Raw genomic sequence first — 22,494 nt, forward strand, 5'->3', positions numbered from 1 at the left:
TTTAGCCGTCCACGGCGGGTGGCGTGGGTTCGCGCGTGAGCTGGGACGGCAGTGGATGATCCGGTTCCAGCGCCGGCAGGCCGTCGATGCTGGTGGCGTTGTCGCCGGCGATGCGGCGGGCGAAATCGGCGTCGGTGCGGCGGGTGTGCGCCTCGTCGAGGATCGAGCGTTCCTCGACGAGGTCGAGATAGGGCACCGACCAGCCGCACGAGTCGGCGATCCGCTCCACCGACACCACGACCACCGCCCGGATACCGGGGTGGTCGGTGCCGAAATGATCACGCAGCGTGGCGAATTCGGCCGAGTCGGGCCGCACTACGCGGCCGGTGCCGAACAGCCGCAGGATGCGGGCGGTGCGGGTGAACGAACAGAACATCACGGTGATCCGGCCGTTGTCGCGCAGATGGGCGATGGTTTCGGAGCCGCTGCCGAACAGATCGAGATAGGCGACGGTGTGATCGTCGAGGACCGCGAAGGTGTCGCGGTAGCCCTTGGGGGAGACGTTGACGTGGCCGCCGGCCGAGGGCGCGGTACCGACGAAGAACATCGGCTGGTCGCCGATGAAGGTTCGTAGTCTGTCGTCGATCCGATCGAACACCTTGCCCATGACGCACTCCCTCGTCCCACCCGTCGGTGGGTTCCCCCGCACCACTGTATCGATCGGCCGTGCCGGGGTCGTCGTTCGGTTCACGCTGAGGGTTACCGCAGACGTGCGCGGCCCGTGCGGCGACGATGGCGAGATGACGCAGACCGCCCCCAGCCCCGTCCACATCGTGCAGCAGCGTTACGCCGATCCGGCGACCGAGGTTCCCGCGCAGTGGAACCCGGTGCTGGAGGTGCTGCACAGCCACAAGTCGGTGCGCCGCTACCTGCCCGATCCGGTGCCGCCCGCGACGATCCGGCTGCTGGTCTCGGCCGCGCAGTCCGCGGCGACGTCGTCGAATCTGCAGGTGTGGAGCGTTGTCGAGGTGCGCGATCCGGCGCGCAAGGCCCGTCTCGCCGAGGTCGCCGGTGGGCAGGAGCACATCGTGCAGGCTCCGGTACTGCTGGTGTGGACGGCCGACTTCGCCCGTCTGCGCCAGCTCGCCGACGATCGCGGCGTGCCGCTCGACGGCGCCGACTACCTCGAATCCAGCTACGTCGGTTTCGTCGACGCGGCATTGGCGGCGCAGAACGCGGTGGTCGCCGCCGAATCCCTGGGCCTGGGCACCGTCTACATCGGCGCGCTGCGCAACGATCCGGAGCGGGTAGCCGCCGAGCTGGGGCTGCCCGACCACGTGTTCGCGGTCTTCGGCCTGGTCGTCGGCCATCCCGACCCGGCCGAGGGAACCCGGGTGAAGCCGCGCCTGCCGCAGGCCGCCGTCCTGCACCAGGAGACCTACGACCTGGCCGGTCAGCGCGCCCCGATCGACACCTACGAGGAGCGGATCGGCGAGATCTACGCCGACCAGGGTCTGCCGTTCTCCTGGACCGAGCGGGTGCTGGCCCGGCTCGCCTCGGTGGCCTCGCTCAACGGCCGCCACCGCCTGCGGGAGTCGTTGCAGACCCGGGGATTCCGGCTGCTGTGAGCCGGGTCCGGCTCAGCCGTTGATCGCCTTGCTGCTGAGCTCGAGCGAGCGGATCCTGGCGTCGATGTCGTAGACGAGGGTGTTGAGCATCAGCTCGTCGGGCGCGGTGGCGGAAAGCAGCGCGGCCGCCTGTTCGCGCACCGTGTCCGGCGAGCCCTGCAGCTGACCGGCCTTGCGCTGCTCGGCGAAGCGGCGCTCGGCGTCGCTGCCGGGGAAGGCGGCGGCCTGCGCCGGCGTGGCGAGTGCCTGCGGGCGGCCCGCGCGCAGTTGGGCGAAGGCGAGGTCGCGCGGCGCGGCGAGCCGGTCGGCCTCGGCATCGGTGTCGGCGCAGATCGCCGAGGCGGCCACGATCGTGTACGGCTCGCTCAGCACGTCCGAGGGCCGGAAGTTGTCGCGATAGAGGGCCAGCGCGGCGGCGGTGTTGTCCGGGGCGATGTGATGGGCGAACGCGAAGGGCAGCCCGAGGACCGCCGCCACCTGGGCGCTGTAGCCGCTCGAGCCGAGCAGCCACACCGCCGGTTCGGTGCCGCGGCCGGGGCTGGCGACGATGCCTTCGCCGTCGGCGCCGCGGAAGAACCCGATCAGCGCGGTGAGCTCGCGGGAGAACGACTCGCCGCCGAGCCCTTCGGCGCTGCGGCGCAGGGCACGCGCGGTCACCGGATCGGTGCCGGGGGCACGGCCGATCCCCAGATCGATCCGGCCGGGATGCAGCGCCTCGAGCGTGCCGAACTGCTCGGCCACCACCAGAGGCGGATGGTTGGGCAGCATCACCCCGCCCGAACCGACCCGGATGCGCGAGGTCGAGGCCGCCAGATGCGCCAGCACCACCGCGGGCGCCGAGCTGGCGATGCCGGGCATGTTGTGGTGCTCGGCCACCCAGAATCGGCGAAAGCCCAGTTCCTCGGCGTGCTGGGCCAGCCGCGTGGTGGCGCGCAGGGCATCGCCCGCGCTCACGTCGGCTTGCACCGGCGCCAGATCCAGAACCGACAGCGTGACCGCGCTCATGAGCCTCCTCGACCGTGACGAACCCCCGCAAGGGGCAACTCGTGCGCGGCGGCCGGTATTTCCGTGCCCGCGGTGGGGGTGACTGGGGCCACGCTTGCCGGGCGGTAGCGTGCAGGACTGATCGACGCGACGGAAGGACACGATCCATGTCAGCTGACGGCCCCGGGCTATCCACCGCAGCCGTGCAGGCGCCCACTCCGACGACCGAATCGGAGGGCTACGCGCGGGGGCTGAGCCCGCGCACCATCCAGATGATCGCCATCGGCGGCGCGATCGGCACCGGCCTGTTCTACGGCTCCGGCGCCGCCATCGAGCAGGCCGGGCCGTCGTTGATCCTGGCCTACCTGGCCGCGGGCCTGGCGATCTTCGTCATCATGCGCGCGCTCGGTGAGTTGCTGACCTATCGACCGGTGTCGGGCAGCTTCGCCGAATACGCGCACGAATTCCTCGGCCGCTTCGCCGGTTTCGCCACCGGATGGTCGTACTGGGCGGTGTGGGTGTCGACCTGCATGGCCGAGATCACCGTCGCGGGCAAATACGTGCAGTACTGGTTCGACATCCCGCAGTGGGTGACCGCGCTGGTGGTGCTGGCGGTGCTGTTCGCCGCGAACCTGATCTCGGTCCGGATCTTCGGCGAGGGCGAGTTCTGGTTCTCGGCCATCAAGGTGACCGCGATCCTGGCGATGATCCTGATCGGCATCGGCGTGCTCGTGTTCGGCTTCGGCCATGCCGCGAACCCGACGGTGACCAACCTGTGGGCCGACGGCGGGGTCTTCCCGCACGGCTTCGGGCAGACCCTGCTGGTGCTGCAGATCGTCGTGTTCGCCTATGTGGGTGTGGAACTGGTGGGTGTGACGGCCGGGGAGGCCCGCGATCCGAAGGCCACCCTGCGCAAGGCGATCAATACGCTGCCGTTCCGCATCGGCCTGTTCTATGTCGGCGCGCTCGTGGTGATCATGTCGGTGGCGAGCTGGCGGACCTTCCATGCGGGCCGCAGCCCGTTCGTGGAGGTGTTCGAGCAGATCGGTATTCCCGCCGCCGCGGGCATCATCAACTTCGTGCTGCTCACCGCGGCGCTGTCGTCGTGCAACTCCGGCATCTACTCCACCGGCCGGATGCTGCGCAGCCTCGCGCTGCGCGACGAGGCGCCCGTCGGCTTCGCGAAGCTGAGCAAGCAGTCGGTGCCGTTCACCGGCATCTGCGCCTCGGCCGCGGCGATGGTCATCGGCGTCGTGGTCAACCTGATCTCGCCGGACAAGGCCTTCGCCTACATCACCTCGGTCAGCACCGTCGGCATCATCGTCGTGTGGGGCGTGATCCTGATGTGCCACCTGAAGTATCGCGCCAAGGTCCGGGCGGGGGAGCTGCCCGCCAGTGACTACCGGCTGCCCGGCGCGCCCGTGACGACCTGGGCCGCACTGGGATTCCTCGGCCTGGTCGTGGTCCTGCTGCTGTGGACCGACGGTGGGCGCACCGCGCTGGTCGTCGGCGCGGTCTGGGCGGCGCTGGTGTGCCTGGGCTACTACGCCTTCGGCCGCCGCGGCGTCACACACACCGGCTGAGCACCACCTCCGTTTGCTGGAAAGCCGCTGGCAGACAACCGTTTTCTGTCATACCCCACCGGTATCGTCGAAGGGTCACACAAACGAGCCCGGCGCGAGTGTGGCCGGGCGGTGCGAGAACGGGGGCACGGGGATGAGTGACGACGACCGTGGCGATCTGCAGCCACCGAGCAGGCATGGGACCACCTGGCGGGAATCGGAATACCGGGTCCTGGCCGATGATCTGCGCGCGGGGGCCGACCTGGCGCGCACCGCGAGGACGGTGGGGCGCACCGAGTCCGCGGTGCGCGCCGCCCTCCGCAATTTCGTGCCACCCGAGGAACGGGTGCCCACGGCCGAGCGGGAACGCTGGATTCGCGGCAGGCTGGTCGCCGAGCCCGAATGGGATTGGTGGGCGGTGGTCGTCGATCAGCACCGCCGCACCCGCAGCGGGCTGTGGTTCACCCGGCACGAACACTGCGCCCGGATCGGCTGGCGCCGGCGCACGCCGATGACCGCGCTGGCGCAGGAATTGGGGACCTCGGAGCTGTCGGCGGCCGAGCTGCTGCGCTCGCTCGGGCTCGTCGCGAGCATCGAGGAGGCGGCCGACCAGCTGGGCGCTACGCCGGGACTGGCCCTGGCCAAGCGGGTCTCGGCCCGCCGCGACGACGCCGTCGGCGCCCGGTGGATCCTGGTGATCGACGGCGCGGCGGGCACCACCCGTTCCCGCAACGCCCCGGTCCGCAGGCAGGTCTCCCTGCACGAGACCCGCGCGGCCGCCGAGGCAGAACGCGATCGGGTGTTGGCCTGGCACGCGCGCGTCGGTGTCGGCGAACCGGAATCGACGGTGTGGTGGACCATCGCCGAGCGCGGCCTCGGCGCGACCACCGGCCACACCCGCTGCGGCACCTTCGATCCCACCGCGGCGTTCGGCGGCCCGGTCCGGGCCGAGGCGCTCACGGTCGGTGACGTCATTCGCGTCGGCGTCCCCGACGGCGGCTTCCTCCAGGACCGGATCACCGCGATCGCGCAGGAGGGCCCGGGCGCGCCGATCGTCGTCGACCTGGCGCCCATGGCCAATTCACGGGTACGCCGGGTCGTCGAGTTCGCGCCGGGCGAGGTCGTCGACGTGGTGCGTGGCCTGGCGGAACGCGCGAGCTGACGCTCAGTGCCGCGGTGATCCGCGCAGCACCGCCCGGATCACCTCGGTACGCAACGGGAAGTCGAACTCGCCCTGTGCGGTCTCCGGTGTCGCGCGCAGGTAGTCCCGGATGCGGTCGAGCAGCGCGGTGCGCTGCTCCGGGGAGATCACCACGGTGTGCGAATGGGTGCCGATCGTCGTGACCAGCGATTCGGCGGTGCGTCGCTGTGCGTGCGTGAACTCCGCCTTCTCGAATGCCGTGAACAGTGGATGCGCCGGGAGCTGGTCCTCGGTCTCGGACGGGGTGAACGACACCGCCGACCGGGAGATCCGCTGGAGCCCGGCCACCCACTCGGTGCTGTCGTCGTCGGTATTCCAGAACGCCGCGAACACCCCACCCGGCCGCAGGACCCGCGCGATCTCGGGGAACGCGCTGTCCTGATCGAACCAGTGGAACGCCTGCCCGGCGACCACCGCGTCCACCGAGTCGTCGGGCAGCGGAATCGCCTCCGCCGCACCGGCGAGCGCCCCCACCGCCGGATACCGCCGCACCAGCTCCGCGAGCATCGCCGCATCGGGTTCGACCGCGATGGTCGTCGCTCCGGCCGCCAGCAATCCGTCGGTCAGCTTGCCGGTGCCCGCGCCCAGATCGAGGACCACCGGGTCTGTCCGCCCGACCCGGGCCAATGCCCACCGGATCGCGGCCGCCGCGTAGTCCGGCCGGTGCTCGGCGTACACCGCGGCCTGCGCCCCGAACGACCTCGCCCGACTCGCCCGTCGCCCCGCCGGATCCGTCGAATCCCCTGTTCCCCACACCGTCTCGACCCTACCGGCGCGCACCCCGGCGGTGCAGCGCAGCTCCGCCGGTGGCGTCCGATCGTTCGGCACTGCGCCGAGAGCTCGTGTGGCCGAGCGGGTTCGATCGGCCCAGTATCTAGCGCGGGTGTCGTGGCCGCTGGCAGTGAGGGTTCGGTGCCGCGACCGAATGCTCGTGCGGCGTAGCGGGGATCAGTCGACCTGGACGTCGGCGGGGGCGGTGGGCCGTGCGCCGGGCATGGTGGCCGCGGCGGCGAGCAGGACGACCGACATGGCCAGGAGGGTGACGAACACCAGGTGGATCGCGTCGGCGAGTTCGCCGGGGTCAGGGCGGTCGGCCGCGTCGACCCGCGCGTTGACGACGGCGCCGAAGACGGCGACGCCGACCGCGCTGCCGATGGAGCGGGCGAACATGGTCGCCGAGGTGACGACGCCGCGCTCGGACCAGGCCGCGTCGGTCTGGGCGGCGATCAGCGTCGGGTTGGCGACCAGGCCCATGCCCGCGCCGATGAGGAAACAGGCGCCCGCGAGCTGCCACGGACTCGCGTGATCGCCGATCGGCAGCAGCGTCAGGCAGCCGAGGACCGCGATCACGCTGCCGATGAGCGCGGTCGTGCGGAAGCCGAGTCGCAGGTAGAACCGGCCTGCTTGGGAGGCGGTGATCGGCCAGCCGATGGTCAGGGCACCGACGGTGAGGCCGGCGAGGGTGGCGGAGGTGCCGAGGACGCCCTGGGCGAAGGTCGGGACATAGGAGGTGAGCCCGAGCACGATCGCGCCGATCAGCATCGACACCGCGCTCGCCGCGACGACCACCCGGCGGGTGAAGATCCACAGCGGCAGAATCGGATTCGCGGTGCGGTGCTCGACGACGCCGACGACGACCAGCACGACGGCGCTGCCCGCGAACAGCGCCAGGCTGACGGGGGAGTTCCACGCCCACGACTGGCCGCCCTCGAGCAACGCGAGGATCAGCGCGCCCGCGCCGAGGGTGAGCAGGGCCGCGCCGAGATAGTCGACGTGTCCGCGCGCCCGGCGCGGGGCCGGCTCGGTGAAGTTGCGCAGCAGCATCACCCCGGCCAGCGCCGCCAGCGGCAGGTTGACCAGGAAGATCCAGCGCCAGCTGGCGAAATCGGCGAAGGCGCCGCCGACCAGGGGGCCGAGCACCGCCGATCCGGCCCACACCCCGGCCAGATAGCCCTGTACCTTGGCTCGCTCGGGCAGGGTGTACAGGTCGGCGGCGATGACCATCGTCATCGGCTGGATCGCGCCCGCGCCGATGCCCTGGATCGCCCGGAACGCGATCAGCGCCACCATGCTCGTGGCGAGCCCACACAGCAGCGAGCCCAGCGCGAACACCGCGATGCCGAACAGGATCACCGGTTTGCGGCCGACGGTGTCGGCGATCTTGCCGTAGATCGGCACCGTCACGGCCTGGGTGAGCAGATAGATCGAGAACAACCACGGGAACAGCGCGAATCCGCCGAGATCGCTGGTGATGGTCAGGACGCCGGTGGCGATGATCGTCGAGTCCAGCGCGATCAGACTCGTCGACATCATCAGCGAGGCCAGGATCGCGCCGCGTTCGGAGCGCAGCCCGACCGCGGGACCTGCGGTATCGGTCGCCACTACCGCTCCCTTCATGAGCTCAACTAAACAAATACAAAGTATCGTCCCAGGAATTCGGGTGCACCCGAACGGACCCAAGGGGCGCGGTCAGTCCGCGGCGGCGGCGAAGGTGGCGGCGATATCGGCCGCGGTCACCTTGGCGAGTTCGACGAAGAACGGCACCCGTTCGTCGATCATCAGCGCGACCGGCCCACGCAGGCCGAGCGCGAAACGGCACCGGCCCTGCGGGTCGAGGATGGGCATGCCGATGGTGCGGTAGCCCGGATCGAGCTCCCGGTCGTTGAAGGCGTAGCCGCGGGCCCGGGTCGCGACCAGTTCCGCGCGCATCTCCTCGGCGTTCGACACCGACCGCTCGGTGCCCTCTTCGTAAGGAAGGGAACGCAATTCGTCGTTGTCGACGTCGGACCACGCGAGCAGTGCCTTGCCGAGCGCGCTCGCGTGCAGCGGCAGGCGCACGCCCTGTAGCTCGTGCCCGTCGCTCTCGCGCCAGCGGCTCGTGCCGAGCAACACCGCGTGGATGCCGTGGCGGGTGGCGACCGACCCGGTGGCGCCGGTGGTGGCCGCGAGCTGCTCGAGATACGGCTCGGCGAGGTAGATCTTGTGCTGGCGGTAGGCGATCTGCCCGTACTCGGCCAGCGCGCCACCCATGCGGTAACGGCTCGATTCGGCGTCCTTCTCCAGGAATCCGGCCTGCACGAGGGCGCTGAGCAGTCGGTGGGTGGTGCTCACCGCCAGGCCCTGGGCGCGCGCGACCTCGGAGACGCCCCGTTCCTCGCCGCCGCGGAAGCAATCGAGTACCGACAGGGCCCGGGTCACGGTCTGCACGCTGGAGGTCTCCACGGAGCCGACGGTAACACAGCGGTTCGGCGAGACGCCTCGTCATCTTTCCGATATTCGGAAAGGGATGGGGGTCTGTCGCGGAAGTGGCTATAGATCGCCCGATCGGCGGCTGTCAAGCTTTCCGATCATTGGAAAGACATACCTCGTTCGGCGACAGGGCCGCTCCTACGCTGCGAAAGCACTACCCGCCCTTCCCCGAACACAGGAGCCCCGATGTCCCGCAGGCTGCCGGCCTTCTCGAGGATCGCGCTCGCGATCGTCCCCGTCGTCGCCCTCGTCGCGGCGTGTGGCTCCGGCTCCACGCCCGAACCGGGCGCGCAGGCCTCGTTCGTTCTCAAGGTCACCGATCCGGGCAATACCGGACCGCTCGCGGTCGGCAAGCGCGACGGCACTTTCGACGCGGCCCTGGCTCCGCTCGGCGCGAAGATCCAATGGGTCAGCACCACACCGGGTTTCAGCTCGATGCTGAAACTGTTCAACACCGAGGAGCTCGACGTCTCCGGCGCCGCGTTCAGCCCCGTCGTGGGGGCGCTGTCCAAGGACGTCGGCGTCAAGATCGTCGCCGTGGCCGATCCCGCCGGTCAGGATCAGAGCGGCATCGTCGTCACCCCCGAGTCCGGGGTCACCTCGGTCGCCGGGCTGGTCGGCAAGCGGATCGCGGTCAACCCCGCGGGCAAGGGCGAGTACATCACCCTGAAAGCCCTGGCACAGGCCGGCATTCCGGCCGACGAGGTGACCAGGGTCCCGCTGCAGCAGAAGGACGCCGCCTCGGCCTTCGCCACCGGCAAGGTCGACGCCTGGGCCTCGTTCCTGGTGCCCTACCAGGAGGCCAAGGCCGCCGGCGCCCGCGAGATCGTCACCGAGAAGGCCATCGGCTCGCACGACAACACCGTGGTCGTGTTCCGCACCGAGGTCCTCGAGCAGCGCCCGGACGTCGCCGCCAAGTACCTGGAAGTGCTGCAGGGACTCACCGCCGAGCAGAAGGCCGCGCCCGCCGACTTCGAAAACGTCTTCGACAAGACCGGTCCGCGCGCGCTGACCGGTGACCGCCTCGCCGACGCCGTGCGGGTGGGCTCCGAGGTCACCGTGCCGCGCCTGCCCGCCGAATCCGACGCCGCCGCCCTGGCCGACGTGGTGAACACCTTCGCCGACAACGGCGTGATCAGCCGTCGGATCACCGCCGCCGACATCTTCTACGACCTGCGCTCCAAGCTCAGCCCCGAGCAGCTGGCAACACTGAAGGAAAAGTGACATGACCACCCTCGAACTGGCGCCGCCGCTGGCCCGGGTCACCGGGCAGCGTCCCCGGTGGCTGTCCCTCGGCCTGCGTGCCGCGCTGCCCGCGGCCGTCGTGGCGGCCTGGTGGGTCGGCTCGGCGAGCGGGGCGATCTCGCCCCGGGTGATCGCGAGCCCCGGCGCGGTCTGGGCGGCCTTGCTGGAACTGCTCGACGGCGGCCGGCTGATCGACTTCGCGCTGGCCTCCTTCGGCCGGGCCGCCGCCGGCGTCGCGATCGGCGTCTCGGTGGGCCTGGTGCTCGGGCTGCTGTCGGGGCTGTCGAGCCTCGGCGAGGAACTGGTCGACTCGACGATGCAGATCGTGCGTGCGGTGCCCTTCCTCGCGCTGGTCCCGCTGTTCATCTCGTGGTTCGGTATCGACGAGCTCTACAAGGTGCTGCTCATCGCGGTGGCGACCACCGCTCCGATGTATGCCTACACCTATCTGGGCGTGCGCAATGTCGACCGCAAGATGGTCGAGGCCGCGCGCAGTTTCGGACTCACCGGCACCCGGCTGGTCGCCGAGGTGATCGTGCCCGCCGCGCTGCCCGGCATCCTGATGGCGCTGCGGATCTGCCTGTCGATCAGCATCACCGGCCTCATCGCCGCCGAGCAGGTCGGCACGCAGGAGGGCGTCGGCTATCTGGTGACGCTGGCCCAGGAATACAACCGCACCGACTACATGGTGCTGTGCGTCGTGCTCTACGCGCTGCTCGGTCTGGTGTTCGACGCACTCGTACGGCTCGCGGAACGCTACGCGATGCCCTGGCGCAAGCAGGTGGCGATCCGATGACCACGACAGCGGCCGCGCCCGTCGAGCCTGCGGTCGATCAGCAGGCGCCGGTGGCGGTCTCGATCACCGGGCTGCGCAAGGCCTTCGGCGACAAGACGGTGCTCGACGGCGTCGACCTGACCATCCGGCGCGGCGAGTTCGTCGTGCTGCTCGGTCCGAGCGGCACCGGCAAGACCACGCTGCTGCGCCTGCTCACCGGCCTGGAGGTGCCCGATGCCGGGGAGGTGCTGGTGCCGCCGCGCCGCACCACGGTCTATCAGGAGCCCCGGTTGATCCCGTCCAAGCGGGTGCTGGCCAATGTGCTCGTCGGTCTGCGCCGCACCAAAGCGCAGCGCGAAGCGGGTCTGCGGGCCCTGAGCGAAGTGCACCTCGACGGCAAGGCGGGCCAGTGGCCCGCCACTCTGTCCGGCGGCGAGGCCCAGCGCGCCGCCCTGGCCAGGGCCCTGGTCCGGGAACCGGAACTGCTGCTGCTCGACGAGCCGTTCGCCGCGCTGGACGCGCTGACCCGGCTCCAGATGCAGGACCTGGTCGGCGATCTCGTCGCCCGGCACCGCCCCGCCGTCCTCATGGTCACCCACGACGTCGACGAGGCGATCCGGCTCGCCGACCGGGTGATCATCCTCGACCACGGTCGGTTCGCCGTCGACGAGGCCATCGACCTGCCCCGGCCGCGTGACCACGCGGCACCCGAAACCCTCGGTTACCGAACGCAATTCCTCGCCCAACTCGGCGTCGGACCACACATCAGGAGCCTGTCATGACCGAAACCCTGTGGTACACCCGCTGCCCCGTGCCGACCGCGAGCGGTCTCGCGCACAGCCTCGGCTGGCTCGGCGAGACCGCCGCGAGCGCCGGCCTCGACTTCGGTGTCCTGCAGGACGCGGGCCCCGAACTCGCCGGCCACCACTTCCTGCACGATCTGTCCGGACTGATCCGCGAGGGCGGCAACGTGCCCGCGCTGGCGGCCCGGGCGCAGGGCTCGCCCACCCGGCTGATCGGCCTGACCTGGATCGACGAATCCCAGGCGATCCTCGTCGGCCCCGACTCGCCGGTCACCGACGCGGCGGGCCTGGCCGGACTGCGGCTCGGCGTGCCCGCCTGGGCGCAGGACCAGGCCCGCAGCTTCCCGCGGGCGATGGCACTGCACGGTTTCGCCAACGCGCTGCGCCCGGCCGGGCTGACCTTGGCCGACGTGCGCGTCACCGAACTCGACGTCGACCGGGATCCGCAGGTACGCACCGCGATCCCGTCGGCCCGCCGGTCCACCACCTGGGGTGTCGAGGAACTGCTGGCGGGCACGGTCGACGCCGTCTACGTCAAGGGCGCCCGCGCGCAGGAGGTCGCGCGGGAGCACGGGCTGCGCGTCGCGGTCGACCTGGACGCCTCGGCCACCAAGCACCTGCGCGTCAACAACGGGACCCCGCGACCGATCACGGTGCACGCGGACCTGCTCGAATCCCGGCCCGAGGTCGTCGTCGGCTTCCTCGCGCAGAGCCTGCGCGCCGCCGACTGGGCCGCCGGGGACCTCGACGGGGTCCGCGCGGTGCTGCAACGCGAAACGCTGTCCGGCCCCGAGGGTGTCGTCGCCGCCTACGGCGACGAGTTCCATCGTGGGCTGCACCCGTCGCTGAGCGAGGAACGCATCGAACTGCTCGGCGTGCAGAAGCAGTTCCTCTACGCCCACGGCTTCCTGGCCGCGGACTTCGACCTCGAATCCTGGGTCGCCGCCGAGCCGTTGGCCCGGGCGAAGGAACTCGTCGCCGCCGAGCGGGTGCCCGCATGACCGAGTTCGTCTGGACCCTGCCCAGTCGGGGCGACGGTCGCCGCGCCGTCCCCGCGCTGCGCGGTCGTGGCGGATTCGGGCCGCAGGCGCCGCGCACCGAGGCCACCGATGTGCGACCCGGCCGGTTCGGCCCGTTCGACGATCTCGCCCAGATCGTCGACGCCGCGGAACTCAACGGCTTCGACGGCGTACTCGCGCCCTATGATCCACTCGGCGAGGAATCCTGGATCGTCGCCGGCGCCGCGCTGCGCTCGACCCGCTACGCGCGGGTCACCGTCGAATTCCAGCCCGCCTTCGGCACACCGGTGTACGCGGCCAAGATCTCGGCCACGCTGCAGCGGCATTCGCGGGGCAGGCTGAACTGGCGGCTCGCGGTCGAGACCGACGACGCCGAGGCCCGCTCGCGCGGCGACCAGGTCGGCGGGGACCAGCGCTACCGGCGCGCCGCGGAGTTCCTCACCGTCGCCCGCGGGGTGTGGAACGAAACCGAGGTCGGCGCGGCCGGATTCGCGGGCACCGGGTTCGAATACGCGGGGCAGTACTACGACGTGGTCGACGGCGGGTTCCGTGGCATCCTGTCCGGCCTGCCGTTCCCGACGGTCCATCTGAGCGGCACCTCGGCGGCCGCGCTGGAGCTGTCGGCCGCGCACGGCGACGTCCACGTCTTCGGCGAGGAACTCGACGGGATCTCCCGCGCCGCCGCGGAACTGGGGGAGCGGGCCGCCGCCGTGGGCCGCCGGGTCCGGGTGGCGCTCGACCTGCCGATCATCGCCAGGGAGACCGAGGACGAGGCCTGGGCGCGCGTGCACCGTCAGTGGGAGGAGCTGGGCCGCACCGATTCCGCGGCCGCGCACGCTCTCGGCGACGGCCGCTGGGCCGGCTTCGACGCGCTCGGCTACGGGCAGCGCATCGGCCTGGTCGGCAGCTACGAACAGGTGGCCCGTCAGCTGTCGGTCTACGAGCTCGCCGGCGTGCAGAGCTTCGTGCTGTCCGGTCATCCGCAGATCGAGGAGATCCACCGCGCGGGCGAACACCTGCTGTTCCTCGCCGACCCGGCAGGCCGCACCCTCAGCACCGCGCAGGAGCTCACCGCATGACCATCGACGTCTACTGGCGCATCGGCATGGAAGGCGACCACGCCTCCCTGCGTACCCCGCGCCGCTACAACCGCGGCAACGCCGGCGGCTACGGTCCCGGCAATCTCGCCCCCGCCATCCGCGGCGGCGCCCTGGACGAGTACAGCTATCTCGACCACGTCGCCGCCGTCGCCAAGGCCTCCGAATCGGCGGGCTTCCTCGGCGGTCTGCTCCCGTCGTTCCCGGTGACCGACGATCCGTGGGCCGTGGCGTCCGCGCTGGCCGCCGAGACCACCACCTACCGCTTCATGGTCGCCTTCCAGCCCGGGTTCCTGCACCCGGTGCAGGCGGCCAGGATGTCGGCGAGCCTGCAGCGCGCCACCGGCGGCAGGCTGGTCTACAACATCATCAGCGGCGGCGGGGGACCGGCGCAATTGTGGTGGGGCGACAAGGTGTCCCACGACGACCGCTACGCGCGCACCAGCGAATTCCTCGACGTCCTGCGCGGTGTGTGGGACGGCGAACCGTTCGACCACGACGGTCGCTTCTTCCGCACCGCCGGGGCCGCGCTGCCGTCCGGTCTGGCCGGGCAGCCCTTCCCCGAGGTGTACTTCTCGGGGTCCTCCGGCGCCGCGGTGGCCGCCGCGGGCCGCCACGCCGACTACTACCTGTCCTGGCTCGAGCCGTTCGCGGACCTGCGCGCCAAGTTCGACGGTGTCCGGCGTAACGCCGAAACACTCGGCCGTACACCGAAGTTCGCGGTCCGCGTCGACGTCGTCGCCCGGCACACCGAGGAAGCGGCCTGGGCCGAGATCGAGAAGGGCTGGGCCTTCGTCGACCGCGACGCCGCCAACCGCGCCGCCCAGGGCGACTCGGTCGGCGCGGCCAGGATCGCCGGCTGGGTGCCCGAGACCATCACCGGCTACCGCGATCTGGAAGTCCAGCCCAATGTCTGGTGCGGCTTCAGCCTTATCCGCGGCGGACCCGCCTTCGGTCTCGTCGGCAGCTACGAGCAGGTCGCGCAGCGGCTCGACGAACTCATCGACCTCGGCGTCGACGCCTTCATCCTCGCGGGCAACCCGCACCTGGAGGAGGCCTACCGGGTGGGCGAGGAAGTGCTGCCCCTGCTCGGCCGATCCCGGCTCACCACCCCGTCCACCGACACCGTCCTCGCGACGGTCCGATAACCACAGGAGTCCTTCGATGACCACCACCGAAACCCGTCTGCCGGAGGCCGTCGCGGCCTTCGTCGCGGCGGCGACCCGCGACGCCGAGACCGCGTTCCGGGTGTTCCGCGAGACCGGCACCGTCACCGGCAACGGCACTGTCAACTTCGTCGAGCGGGTGCCGGGCGAGGAGATCGCCGTCGCGCTCAACGAGCCCGGCCCGTGGGCGGCCGAGCGCACCGTCGAACCCGTCGTCGCCACCTTCGACGGGCACGTGCTGTCCGGCAAGGGATCCGCCGGTTTCGTGACCGGCTACGCCGAGGTGTTCCGCGCGCATCCGGAGATCACCTCCGTCGTGCACATCCACACCCCGTGGCTCGGTGGCTGGGCGCAGACCCATCGCACCCTGCCGATCCGCTACGCCGCCTCCCAGCGGCTGACCCTGTCGCGGGAGATCCCGCCGCACATCGACCGCACCATCGGGGCGGGCGAGTTCATCCTGAACAAGCTCGAGACCGACCCGCACCTGGTCGCGATCTTCGAGGCCAACGGTGGTGCCAATGTGCTCGGCCGGGCCGGACTGCTGGAACTGGCCGAGTTCGTCGTCCTGCTCGAGGAGGGCGCGCAGTATCAGGCCATCGCCGAAACCCTCGGCGGCTCGGTCGAATTCGATCCCTCCAATCTCGCGGTGCAGTGGCACCGGAGCGGCCTGGCCGAGGAGGCCCGTCGGCTCGGCCTGATCGGAGACGCCCGATGAGCCTGCGCGTCGGGTACTTCCCGCACAACAACTCGCTGTTCGTCCTGCGCCACCGGGGCATCCTGGAGCGCGCGATCCCCGACGTCGAGTGGGTCGATCTGCGCGCCCTGCCGCAGGCCGAGCGCGTCGACCCCACGACCGGTCTGCCCGGCGAGCACTCGGATTGGTTGTTCACCGAAGGCGGCTACGACATCATCGGCACCGGCTTCACCCCGCCGTTGACCGCGCTGGCCAATCAGCGCGACATCGTCTACCTCGGCATCTCCGGCCCGCGGGTGGAGAACGGCAGGCTGGTGGCGACCGCCGCGAGCGGCATCACCACCGCCGCCGACCTGAAGGGCAAGCGGGTCGGCATCGCGCACGGTTCGTGGCAGACCACACTGCTGCTGTTCGCCCTCGACCAGGTCGGGCTCAGCTGGGCCGATGTCGAGCCCGTCGACGTCGACGTGCGCGGTGGCGGCGCCGCGCTGCTGTCCGGGGAACTCGACGCCTGGGTCGGCACCTATCCCGGCCTGCGGGAGGTCGAGGCCGCCACGGAGTTGACCACGCTGGTCGACACCGCGTCGGTGTTCAGTCACCCGTCGCTGTGGTTCACCCGCCGCGATCTCGCCGAGCACAACCGGGCCGCGGTCGAGGCGGTGCTGGCCGCGCTGCAGGAGTCCGACGCCTGGATCGTCGCCAACCCGCGCGCGGCGGCGCAATACTTCGTCGACGACGCGCGGTCTCGCGACCTGCCCGCCGACCTGGACGCCTGGGAAGCCGCGCTGCGCGGCCGCCCGTTCGGCGTGCACCCGGTGAGCGAGGAGTTCCTCGACGAACAGCAGCGCGCCGCCGACCTGCTCGCCGCCAACGGTCTGCTCCCGCGCGCGGTCGACGTGCGCTCGGCGGTCCTGCCGTGGATCGGGGAGATCCTGGCCGAGAAGGCGCCCGCCGCGGTCTGAGCCCGAGCCGACGATGCCCCGGAACCGAATCAGTCCCGGGGCATCGGTCGGTGTGGGTCAGTCGCGCTGGGAGCCGGTGACCCACACCGGTCCGGTGAGCAGCCAGATCACGGTGATCACCCCGAGCGAACCGAACACGCCCATGAGTTGCTCGCGCTGCTGGGCGTCGGCCACCGTGTAGCTCAGCGCCAGTGTGAGCGCGCCGGCGATGGCCGCCGCGCCGAGCCAGCGCGCGAAGTCGGCCCACTCCTTGCGGGTGCGTTCGGGACCGTACTTCGGCACCTTCACCGGCGGCGGTCCACCGGCGAAGCGGTAGGCGAAGCGCGCGTCGAGCCATTCGATCAGCCGATGCCCGAACATCACCGTGCAGCCGAGATAGATGCCGGCCAGCCGGTGGGCGAAACCCACCTCGCCGCCGCGGTGCAGATCGATGGCCACCGCGACCACCAGGACCACGTCCAGCACCGGAACCAGCGCCAGCGTCACCAGGCCCGCGCGGCGCAGCCGCACCACATAGCGCAGCAGCAGACCACCCACCACCAGCACCCAGAAACCGACCTCGCACGCGGCGATCGTCAGCAGTACGGGGTTGTTCAATGCGTCCATTTCCCTACTGTGCCGGGCCCACCGGTGCGTCGTCGTCCCGCTGACGGCGCGGGTGTGGTCCACCTTTCGGGGGACCCGAGGCGCGGTCGCGGTGTGCTGAAATGGGGCATGCCCGCTGCCCGCCCGTCCCTGTCCCGGCTCGTGGCGGTGTTCGACACCGCGACCGCGGCCGCCGTCGGGGTGTTCCTGGTCGGGGTGCTGTTGTGGGTCGCCGGCGGCTGGCCGGTGGTGATGGATCGCGATCTGTATCCGGCCGCCGCGAAGCTGGCGCTGCTGTGCGCGGCCTTCGCGATCCAGCTGACCGCGCAACGCAGGCCCGGCCTGGCCTTCGGGCTGATGGTCGTGCTGCTGGCCGGTGACTTCGTTCTCGGACCGTCGTTGCCACTGTGGATCGCGCTGTCGGACGTGATCTACCTGGCCGTCAGCACCGGATCGGATCGGCTCGGCGCGGTGGTCGCCGGGTTCGCGCTCGCGGTGACCGCGGGCGGAGCTCTGCTGGCGCTGACCGTGCTGGGGCTCAGGGCGGCCATCTACACCGTGCTGATCGGTGTCGCGATCACCTGGTCACCGGTGGGCTACGCCCGGTCGGTGCGGGCCTCGCGCCGCATGGTCGGGGTCGAACGCGCCGCGGCCAGAGCCGAACTCGCGGCACGCGACGCCGAGCGGTCGGCCGCGCTCGGTGACGAACGCAGACGGGTCGCCCGGGACCTGCACGACACCGTCGCCGGTCACCTCTCGGCGGTCGCGATCCTGGCCGAGGTGGCGCAGAAGAAGCCCGGTGATACCGCCGTCCTGCAATCGATCCGCGCGGGCAGCCTGGCCGCGCTCGACGAGATGCGCGCGACGATCGACCTGCTGACCTCCCCCGGCGACACCGCCGTCACGGCGCGGCTCTCCTCCCTAGACGGGCTGATCGATGCCGCCGAGGCGGCGGGCGGGACAGTGACCCTGCGACGCCAACCCGACCTGCCGCTGTCCACCGCCGTGGAAGCGGTGCTCACCCGCATCCTGAGCGAGACGATCGCGAACGCGACCAAGCACGCGCCGGGCGCGCCACTGGCCATCGACGTGCGCCGCGACGCGGGCCGGGTGGTCGTGACAGCCGCGAATCCGATCCCGCCGGGTCGGCCCGAGGGGGAAGGAAACGGATTGCGCAACATGATCTTCCGCGCCGAATCGATCGACGGCACTCTCACCGCGGGCGCCGAGGACGGCATCTGGCGCGTGCGCGCGCGGCTGCCGCTGGGGGAGCGATGACGGTCACGGTGGTGGTGGCCGACGATCACGCCACGATCCGGGCCGGGATCACCATGCTGCTCGAGTCGTCCGGGCAGATCCGGGTCGTCGGCGAGGCCGGCGACGGTGTCGCCGCGCTCCGCCAGACCCGCGCGCTGCGTCCGGACGTGGTGCTGATGGACGTGCGCATGCCGCGCGTCGACGGGCTGGAGGCCACCGCGGCGGTCGTCGCCGAGACGGACGCGAAGGTCCTGGTGCTCACCACCTTCGCCATCGACGACTACGTCCTGGGCGCGCTCGCGGCGGGCGCGAGTGGCTTCCTGCTCAAATCCGTCGGTGGCGACGAGCTGGTGCGTGCCGTCCTCGCCGTCGCCGACGGTGACGCGGTGCTCGACCCGAAGGTGACCCGCGCGGTGATCGCCGCGCTGCCCCCGGCGACGACACAGGCGCCGCCGCCGGACCTGTCCGCCCTCACCGACCGCGAACGACAGGTGCTCGCCGGTCTGGGGGCCGGGCTGTCGAACCAGCAGATCGGCGGCCGCCTGCACATCGGCGAAGCCACCGTGAAGACCCACGTCTCGCGGGTGCTGACCAAACTCGGTGTGCAATCGCGCGTCCAAGCCGCGGTGATCGCCACCCAGGCGGGGCTGGAACCGTCCTGACCGCGCTACGGCGATGCCCCCGCGGACCGGTGTCGGTCGCGGGGGCATCGGGGTCGGCGGGGCGGTGATCAGCGTGCGGGGTGTGGGTCCGTCCGATCGTGACGGATCCGTCGAGATTCAAACCAATAGGTCAGGGAGACGGTGGCGTAGGAAGCCACGACCACTGCTGCGGTCACCAGAAGAAACGCGACGATCAAGGAAATCAGGAAAGCCATGTGCCCTCCTCGCGGTACGGTAGATATGCGATGAAGGTGGTGGTCAGCGCCTCGTCGCGCCGATTCCGGACAAGCCCCGCGCTGTCGATAGTAGGGGCACGGCGCGACGGTGACACGGCCCGACGAGTGTGACGCCGGTCATGATCGTCGCGGAGTGTCGGCTACCCCATCGAAGCGGCCTGAGGTTGAATGTTCAATGGATCTGGGGTTCTACCGCGTCACGAGTTCTCGACATCGGCTTCACCACGAACATCCGACGAAGGAGCACGATCGTGAGCATGATCCTGGCTGTGTTGGACGGCGCTGTTCTCGCGCAGGTCGGCAATCCCACGCCGGAAGCCCCGCCGATGGCGGAGAAGATCTTGCAGTTGGGCCGGTACTTCACCTGGATGATCCTGCTGTCCGGCGTCACCGCCATCACCTACGGTGGCGGCCGGTTCGCCTGGGAGAAGTGGAGCGGCGGCGGTCTGCAGTCGCCGAAGATGATCGCCAGCGCCATGGCGGGCGGCGCGGTGGCGACCAGTGCGGGCACGATCATGAACGCCGTGATCGGGGCCTGACCACCGGCCCCGTGGCGCGCGGCCCCGGCTAGGGTCGGGGCGTGCGTATCTTCCTCGCCGGCGCCACGGGCGTCATCGGAACGCGATTGCTGCCGTTGCTGATCGGCGCGGGCCATGAGGTAGCCGGCCTGACGCGCTCCCCTGGCAAGGCGGCGGCGATCCGCACCGTCGGAGCCCAACCGATCGTGCACGACGTCTACGACGCGCCCGGCCTGGCCGCGGCGGTCACCGCCTTCGCGCCCGATCTGGTCATGCACCAGCTCACCGACCTCCCCGACGATGTCGCCGAGCTGGCGAGCTCCGGCGAGGCGAACGCGCGCATCCGCACCGAAGGCACCGCGAATCTGCTGGCCGCGGCCGCCTCCGCCGGCGCGGAGCGCTTTCTCGCCCAGAGCATCGCCTGGCAGCCGCCCGCGGGCCGCGGCGCGGTGATCGCCGCGCACGAGGCCGCAGTGCTCGGCGCGGGTGGTGTCGTGCTGCGTTACGGCCAGTTCTACGGTCCCGGAACGTATTACGAGTCGACCCCGCCGCAGCATCCGCGCGTCCACGTCGACGCGGCCGCCGCGCGCACGGTCGCACTGCTCGACGCGCCCACCGGGACGGTGGTCGTCGCCGAGCCGCAATAGACGAACGCGCAGACCTGCGGCGGTTCGATAGAAGCTATCTATCATGATGGCCATGGAGCTGCGTCATATCCGGTACCTGCTCGCCGTCGCCGACCACGGGAACTTCACCCGGGCCGCCGAATCGCTGCACATCTCCCAGCCGACGCTGTCCCAGCAGATCAAGCAGCTCGAGCGGCTGCTCGATGTGCAGCTGCTCGACCGTTCCGGCCGGACGGTAACCCTCACCGACGCCGGCCTGGTGTACGCCGAACACGCGCGTAACGCGTTGCGCGACCTCGAAGCCGGGGAGCGCGCCGTTCACGACGTGCAGGACCTGACCAGGGGGCACCTGCGGGTGGCGATGACGCCCACGCTCACCGCCTATCTCATCGGTCCGCTGATGGATCGGTTCCACCGCGCGCATCCGATGGTCACCGTGTCGGTTACCGAGACCACTCAGGATCGGCTGGAAGAGGACCTGCTGGCCGACGCCATCGATCTCGGCATCGCGTTCAGTGGCACCCACACGGCGGGGATCGACGCCACAGCCCTGTTCACCGAGCACCTGAGCCTGGTGGTCGGCGCGGACCACGCCCTCGCCACGCACGCGGGGCCGCTGCCGATCGCCGATCTGGCGGTCCAGCCCTTGGCGCTGCTCAGCCGCGATTTCGCGACCCGCGTCCATATCGACGGCTACCTCGCCGACCATGACGTGGCCCCGCGTGTCGCGATCGAGGCGAATTCGATCAGCGCGCTGGTCGAGTTCACCCGGCGGGGCACGCTCGGCACCGTCCTGCCCGATGCCATCGCTCGCGCCCACCCCGACCTGCGCCCGGTCGCGCTCGTGCCCGCGCTCCCGAGCCGGACGGTGGAGTTGCTGCGCCGCCGCACGGTCTATCACTCGGCGGCCGCCCGCGCCTTCGCCGCGATCGCCGAGGACGTCACCGCCATGCCATAGAAGCCATCACATCGAACTGTGAGAACCGCGTATCGGGAGCTACAGCTCACCTGAGACGCAGCCACTCCGGTGCGCGATCCAGGCGCGGCAAGGTGTCGGAAATCTGCGTGACCAGCTGCCAGGGGCGGTTCGTGTCGGTGGCGGCCTTGCCACTGGTGAGGATCGCGCCCGCGAGGCCGCGTTCGGGGTCGGCCCAGCCGTACTGGGTCGTCAGACCGCTACGGCCGAAGTGGAATCGGGTGTCGCGGCCGAATTTCGATCGGCGACCGCCCAACTCGAAGCCTGCGCGGCTGACCCGGCCCGCCGCACCGGGAATCCGGTCGGCCGGCCGGATCGCGTCGGCGAGCGTAGTGGGGTCGATGATCCGGATGCCGTCGAGTTCGCCGCCCCGCGTGAGGATTTCGTAGAAGCGGGACAGTTCGAACGCGGTGGTCACCAGGTTGCCGGAGGGCAGTTCGGCGGTGAGGAACGCGTCGTTGTCGGCCTTGGACGCCTTGTCCATCCGCCCGCCCAGCGCCTTGCGCGCGAGAAACAGCGACAGCCGCGACGGTGGCGGACCGGTCTTCACGCTCGGCACGACCTTGTCGAGATCGGCCGGGTCGACGCCGAAGTTGTTCCAGCGGAAGCCGAACGGGATCAGGACCTGCTCGGCGAGGTGCTCGCGCATGCGCTTGCCGGTCGCCCGCTGGACCAGCAGTCGCTGGATCAGGCCGCTGGTCAGCGCGTGGTAGACCCGGAAGCGGCCGGGCGGCCAGCTCGGCACGAGATCGGCGAGCGCCGCGACGGCAAGATCCTCGTCGGGCACGACCTCGCTGCCCCGGTAGGGCGGCGTGATGAACGGGACCCCCGCCGAATGCGACAGCACAGCACCGATAGTGATCCTGTCCTTGCGATGCGCGGCGAACTCCGGAATGTAGTCGCACACCCGGTCGTCGAGCGCGAACGCGCCCTGCTCGACCAGCATGGACATCACCGTCGCGGCGACGCCCTTCGCGGTGGAGAAGCCACAGAACGGGGTGTCCGGTGTCGCCAGGATCTTCTCGGCGTCGGGAGCGTCCCTCGGCGCGTTGCCCCACCCGTGACCGATCGTCCGGTTCAGCACGATCCTGCCGTTGCGTCGCAGGCACACCTGGATCGCCGGCGAAGTTCCCAGCGCGTACCAGTCGCGCACCGCATCCCACAGCCGCGCGACCGCCACGGCGGACGTGCCGGCCTCGATGGGGTCGTCCTCGTGGCCGATCGTGGTCACCGTGTCCAGGTCCTCGGCGACCGGCACCAACGTGGCAGGGAGTGCGCTCATGCGACCCAGCCTATCGACGCCGCG

24 protein-coding genes are annotated in these 22,494 nt (G+C 70.9%); 16 read left to right on the plus strand and 8 right to left on the minus strand.

The annotated features are described in order from the left end of the window. Position 1 precedes the first annotated feature (1 nt). Positions 2-607, minus strand: coding sequence for a pyridoxamine 5'-phosphate oxidase family protein (locus tag Q7X29_RS16525; RefSeq protein ID WP_316574625.1), 606 nt, complete (start codon positions 605-607; stop codon positions 2-4). 133 nt (positions 608-740) lie between these two features. Here Q7X29_RS16525 and Q7X29_RS16530 point away from each other — a divergent pair, with 133 nt between their 5' ends. Next, on the plus strand, positions 741-1,568 hold the full coding sequence (locus Q7X29_RS16530) for an NADPH-dependent oxidoreductase (RefSeq protein WP_316574626.1): 828 nt from the start codon (positions 741-743) through the stop codon (positions 1,566-1,568). A 12-nt stretch (positions 1,569-1,580) separates the two neighbouring features. Here Q7X29_RS16530 and Q7X29_RS16535 read toward each other — a convergent pair whose 3' ends face one another. Then, complete coding sequence (locus Q7X29_RS16535; RefSeq protein ID WP_316574627.1) at positions 1,581-2,573, minus strand: LLM class flavin-dependent oxidoreductase; 993 nt, start codon at positions 2,571-2,573, stop codon at positions 1,581-1,583. 146 nt (positions 2,574-2,719) lie between these two features. On the opposite strand from Q7X29_RS16535, the gene Q7X29_RS16540 reads away from it, so the two are divergent. Both Q7X29_RS16540 and Q7X29_RS16545 read left to right on the plus strand, forming a co-directional pair. Next, positions 2,720-4,135 (plus strand): amino acid permease, encoded by a 1,416-nt coding sequence (locus tag Q7X29_RS16540; protein ID WP_255587416.1) that lies wholly within the window; start codon positions 2,720-2,722, stop codon positions 4,133-4,135. Positions 4,136-4,268: 133 nt separating this feature from the next. Beyond that, a complete protein-coding gene (locus Q7X29_RS16545; RefSeq protein ID WP_316574629.1) occupies positions 4,269-5,276 on the plus strand; it encodes a hypothetical protein in 1,008 nt (335 codons plus the stop codon). Between the two features lie 3 nt (positions 5,277-5,279). Here Q7X29_RS16545 and Q7X29_RS16550 read toward each other — a convergent pair whose 3' ends face one another. The 3 genes from Q7X29_RS16550 to Q7X29_RS16560 all read right to left on the minus strand — a co-directional run bounded on the left by Q7X29_RS16550 (position 5,280) and on the right by Q7X29_RS16560 (position 8,537). Next, positions 5,280-6,143: a class I SAM-dependent methyltransferase gene (locus tag Q7X29_RS16550; RefSeq protein WP_316574630.1), complete on the minus strand. Its 864-nt coding sequence runs from the start codon at positions 6,141-6,143 to the stop codon at positions 5,280-5,282. Between the two features lie 120 nt (positions 6,144-6,263). Further along, positions 6,264-7,697, minus strand: coding sequence for an MDR family MFS transporter (locus Q7X29_RS16555; RefSeq protein WP_316575372.1), 1,434 nt, complete (start codon positions 7,695-7,697; stop codon positions 6,264-6,266). An 87-nt stretch (positions 7,698-7,784) separates the two neighbouring features. Further along, positions 7,785-8,537 carry an IclR family transcriptional regulator gene (locus Q7X29_RS16560; protein WP_316574631.1) on the minus strand — a complete coding sequence of 251 codons (753 nt, stop codon included), beginning with the start codon at positions 8,535-8,537 and terminating at the stop codon, positions 7,785-7,787. A gap of 213 nt (positions 8,538-8,750) precedes the next feature. Between Q7X29_RS16560 and Q7X29_RS16565 the strand changes: the two genes are divergently transcribed. Genes Q7X29_RS16565 through Q7X29_RS16600 form a run of 8 tightly spaced genes read left to right on the plus strand, consistent with a single transcriptional unit; the run spans position 8,751 to position 16,328 of the window. Next, positions 8,751-9,788 carry an NrtA/SsuA/CpmA family ABC transporter substrate-binding protein gene (locus tag Q7X29_RS16565; RefSeq protein WP_316574632.1) on the plus strand — a complete coding sequence of 346 codons (1,038 nt, stop codon included), beginning with the start codon at positions 8,751-8,753 and terminating at the stop codon, positions 9,786-9,788. Position 9,789: 1 nt separating this feature from the next. After that, positions 9,790-10,605 carry an ABC transporter permease gene (locus tag Q7X29_RS16570; RefSeq protein ID WP_316574633.1) on the plus strand — a complete coding sequence of 272 codons (816 nt, stop codon included), beginning with the start codon at positions 9,790-9,792 and terminating at the stop codon, positions 10,603-10,605. Beyond that, positions 10,602-11,366, plus strand: a complete 765-nt coding sequence (locus Q7X29_RS16575) for an ABC transporter ATP-binding protein (RefSeq protein ID WP_218717428.1) — start codon at positions 10,602-10,604, stop codon at positions 11,364-11,366. The genes Q7X29_RS16570 and Q7X29_RS16575 overlap by 4 nt, the downstream gene beginning before the upstream one ends. Further along, positions 11,363-12,388: an ABC transporter substrate-binding protein gene (locus tag Q7X29_RS16580; protein WP_316574634.1), complete on the plus strand. Its 1,026-nt coding sequence runs from the start codon at positions 11,363-11,365 to the stop codon at positions 12,386-12,388. Before Q7X29_RS16575 ends, Q7X29_RS16580 begins: the two co-directional genes overlap by 4 nt. Continuing rightward, on the plus strand, positions 12,385-13,485 hold the full coding sequence (locus Q7X29_RS16585; protein ID WP_316574635.1) for an LLM class flavin-dependent oxidoreductase: 1,101 nt from the start codon (positions 12,385-12,387) through the stop codon (positions 13,483-13,485). The genes Q7X29_RS16580 and Q7X29_RS16585 overlap by 4 nt, the downstream gene beginning before the upstream one ends. Beyond that, positions 13,482-14,651 (plus strand): LLM class flavin-dependent oxidoreductase, encoded by a 1,170-nt coding sequence (locus Q7X29_RS16590; RefSeq protein ID WP_316574636.1) that lies wholly within the window; start codon positions 13,482-13,484, stop codon positions 14,649-14,651. Before Q7X29_RS16585 ends, Q7X29_RS16590 begins: the two co-directional genes overlap by 4 nt. 16 nt (positions 14,652-14,667) lie before the next feature. Next, entirely contained in the window at positions 14,668-15,387 is a 720-nt protein-coding gene (locus Q7X29_RS16595; protein WP_218717432.1) for a class II aldolase/adducin family protein, read from the plus strand. Further along, complete coding sequence (locus tag Q7X29_RS16600; protein ID WP_316574637.1) at positions 15,384-16,328, plus strand: ABC transporter substrate-binding protein; 945 nt, start codon at positions 15,384-15,386, stop codon at positions 16,326-16,328. The genes Q7X29_RS16595 and Q7X29_RS16600 overlap by 4 nt, the downstream gene beginning before the upstream one ends. Before the next feature lie 57 nt (positions 16,329-16,385). Here Q7X29_RS16600 and Q7X29_RS16605 read toward each other — a convergent pair whose 3' ends face one another. Continuing rightward, entirely contained in the window at positions 16,386-16,934 is a 549-nt protein-coding gene (locus tag Q7X29_RS16605; protein WP_316574638.1) for a hypothetical protein, read from the minus strand. A 93-nt stretch (positions 16,935-17,027) separates the two neighbouring features. Here Q7X29_RS16605 and Q7X29_RS16610 point away from each other — a divergent pair, with 93 nt between their 5' ends. After that, the gene (locus Q7X29_RS16610) at positions 17,028-18,191 is read left to right on the plus strand and encodes a sensor histidine kinase (RefSeq protein WP_316574639.1); all 1,164 of its coding nucleotides are present in this window, start codon (positions 17,028-17,030) and stop codon (positions 18,189-18,191) included. Further along, positions 18,188-18,832 (plus strand): response regulator transcription factor, encoded by a 645-nt coding sequence (locus Q7X29_RS16615; RefSeq protein WP_316574640.1) that lies wholly within the window; start codon positions 18,188-18,190, stop codon positions 18,830-18,832. Before Q7X29_RS16610 ends, Q7X29_RS16615 begins: the two co-directional genes overlap by 4 nt. Positions 18,833-18,900: 68 nt before the next feature. On the opposite strand, the gene Q7X29_RS16620 is transcribed toward Q7X29_RS16615, so the two are convergent. Further along, the gene (locus Q7X29_RS16620; protein WP_316574641.1) at positions 18,901-19,047 is read right to left on the minus strand and encodes a hypothetical protein; all 147 of its coding nucleotides are present in this window, start codon (positions 19,045-19,047) and stop codon (positions 18,901-18,903) included. Positions 19,048-19,325: 278 nt separating this feature from the next. On the opposite strand from Q7X29_RS16620, the gene Q7X29_RS16625 reads away from it, so the two are divergent. Genes Q7X29_RS16625 through cynR form a run of 3 tightly spaced genes read left to right on the plus strand, consistent with a single transcriptional unit; the run spans position 19,326 to position 21,170 of the window. Further along, complete coding sequence (locus Q7X29_RS16625; protein WP_218717450.1) at positions 19,326-19,607, plus strand: hypothetical protein; 282 nt, start codon at positions 19,326-19,328, stop codon at positions 19,605-19,607. A gap of 41 nt (positions 19,608-19,648) precedes the next feature. Beyond that, positions 19,649-20,233 carry an NAD-dependent epimerase/dehydratase family protein gene (locus Q7X29_RS16630; protein WP_218717437.1) on the plus strand — a complete coding sequence of 195 codons (585 nt, stop codon included), beginning with the start codon at positions 19,649-19,651 and terminating at the stop codon, positions 20,231-20,233. Between the two features lie 52 nt (positions 20,234-20,285). Continuing rightward, a complete protein-coding gene (gene cynR, locus Q7X29_RS16635; protein ID WP_218717438.1) occupies positions 20,286-21,170 on the plus strand; it encodes a transcriptional regulator CynR in 885 nt (294 codons plus the stop codon). Positions 21,171-21,216: 46 nt separating this feature from the next. Here cynR and Q7X29_RS16640 read toward each other — a convergent pair whose 3' ends face one another. Beyond that, positions 21,217-22,470: a serine hydrolase gene (locus Q7X29_RS16640; protein WP_218717439.1), complete on the minus strand. Its 1,254-nt coding sequence runs from the start codon at positions 22,468-22,470 to the stop codon at positions 21,217-21,219. Positions 22,471-22,494 lie beyond the last annotated feature (24 nt).

This window comes from Nocardia canadensis (assembly GCF_032656385.1).
GTDB classification, from domain to species: Bacteria; Actinomycetota; Actinomycetes; order Mycobacteriales; family Mycobacteriaceae; genus Nocardia; species Nocardia canadensis.

Bases quoted from the DNA above. Each gene is read 5' to 3' on its own strand.
- Q7X29_RS16640 (WP_218717439.1), bottom strand. From the start codon at position 22,470: ATGAGCGCACTCCCTGCCACGTTGGTGCCGGTCGCCGAGGACCTGGAC.
- Q7X29_RS16625 (WP_218717450.1), top strand. From the start codon at position 19,326: ATGATCCTGGCTGTGTTGGACGGCGCTGTTCTCGCGCAGGTCGGCAAT.
- Q7X29_RS16595 (WP_218717432.1), top strand. From the start codon at position 14,668: ATGACCACCACCGAAACCCGTCTGCCGGAGGCCGTCGCGGCCTTCGTC.
- cynR (WP_218717438.1), top strand. From the start codon at position 20,286: ATGGAGCTGCGTCATATCCGGTACCTGCTCGCCGTCGCCGACCACGGG.
- Q7X29_RS16545 (WP_316574629.1), top strand. From the start codon at position 4,269: ATGAGTGACGACGACCGTGGCGATCTGCAGCCACCGAGCAGGCATGGG.
- Q7X29_RS16580 (WP_316574634.1), top strand. From the start codon at position 11,363: ATGACCGAAACCCTGTGGTACACCCGCTGCCCCGTGCCGACCGCGAGC.
- Q7X29_RS16525 (WP_316574625.1), bottom strand. From the start codon at position 607: ATGGGCAAGGTGTTCGATCGGATCGACGACAGACTACGAACCTTCATC.
- Q7X29_RS16600 (WP_316574637.1), top strand. From the start codon at position 15,384: ATGAGCCTGCGCGTCGGGTACTTCCCGCACAACAACTCGCTGTTCGTC.
- Q7X29_RS16590 (WP_316574636.1), top strand. From the start codon at position 13,482: ATGACCATCGACGTCTACTGGCGCATCGGCATGGAAGGCGACCACGCC.
- Q7X29_RS16575 (WP_218717428.1), top strand. From the start codon at position 10,602: ATGACCACGACAGCGGCCGCGCCCGTCGAGCCTGCGGTCGATCAGCAG.
- Q7X29_RS16605 (WP_316574638.1), bottom strand. From the start codon at position 16,934: ATGGACGCATTGAACAACCCCGTACTGCTGACGATCGCCGCGTGCGAG.
- Q7X29_RS16620 (WP_316574641.1), bottom strand. From the start codon at position 19,047: ATGGCTTTCCTGATTTCCTTGATCGTCGCGTTTCTTCTGGTGACCGCA.
- Q7X29_RS16585 (WP_316574635.1), top strand. From the start codon at position 12,385: ATGACCGAGTTCGTCTGGACCCTGCCCAGTCGGGGCGACGGTCGCCGC.
- Q7X29_RS16615 (WP_316574640.1), top strand. From the start codon at position 18,188: ATGACGGTCACGGTGGTGGTGGCCGACGATCACGCCACGATCCGGGCC.
- Q7X29_RS16565 (WP_316574632.1), top strand. From the start codon at position 8,751: ATGTCCCGCAGGCTGCCGGCCTTCTCGAGGATCGCGCTCGCGATCGTC.
- Q7X29_RS16570 (WP_316574633.1), top strand. From the start codon at position 9,790: ATGACCACCCTCGAACTGGCGCCGCCGCTGGCCCGGGTCACCGGGCAG.
- Q7X29_RS16540 (WP_255587416.1), top strand. From the start codon at position 2,720: ATGTCAGCTGACGGCCCCGGGCTATCCACCGCAGCCGTGCAGGCGCCC.
- Q7X29_RS16535 (WP_316574627.1), bottom strand. From the start codon at position 2,573: ATGAGCGCGGTCACGCTGTCGGTTCTGGATCTGGCGCCGGTGCAAGCC.
- Q7X29_RS16530 (WP_316574626.1), top strand. From the start codon at position 741: ATGACGCAGACCGCCCCCAGCCCCGTCCACATCGTGCAGCAGCGTTAC.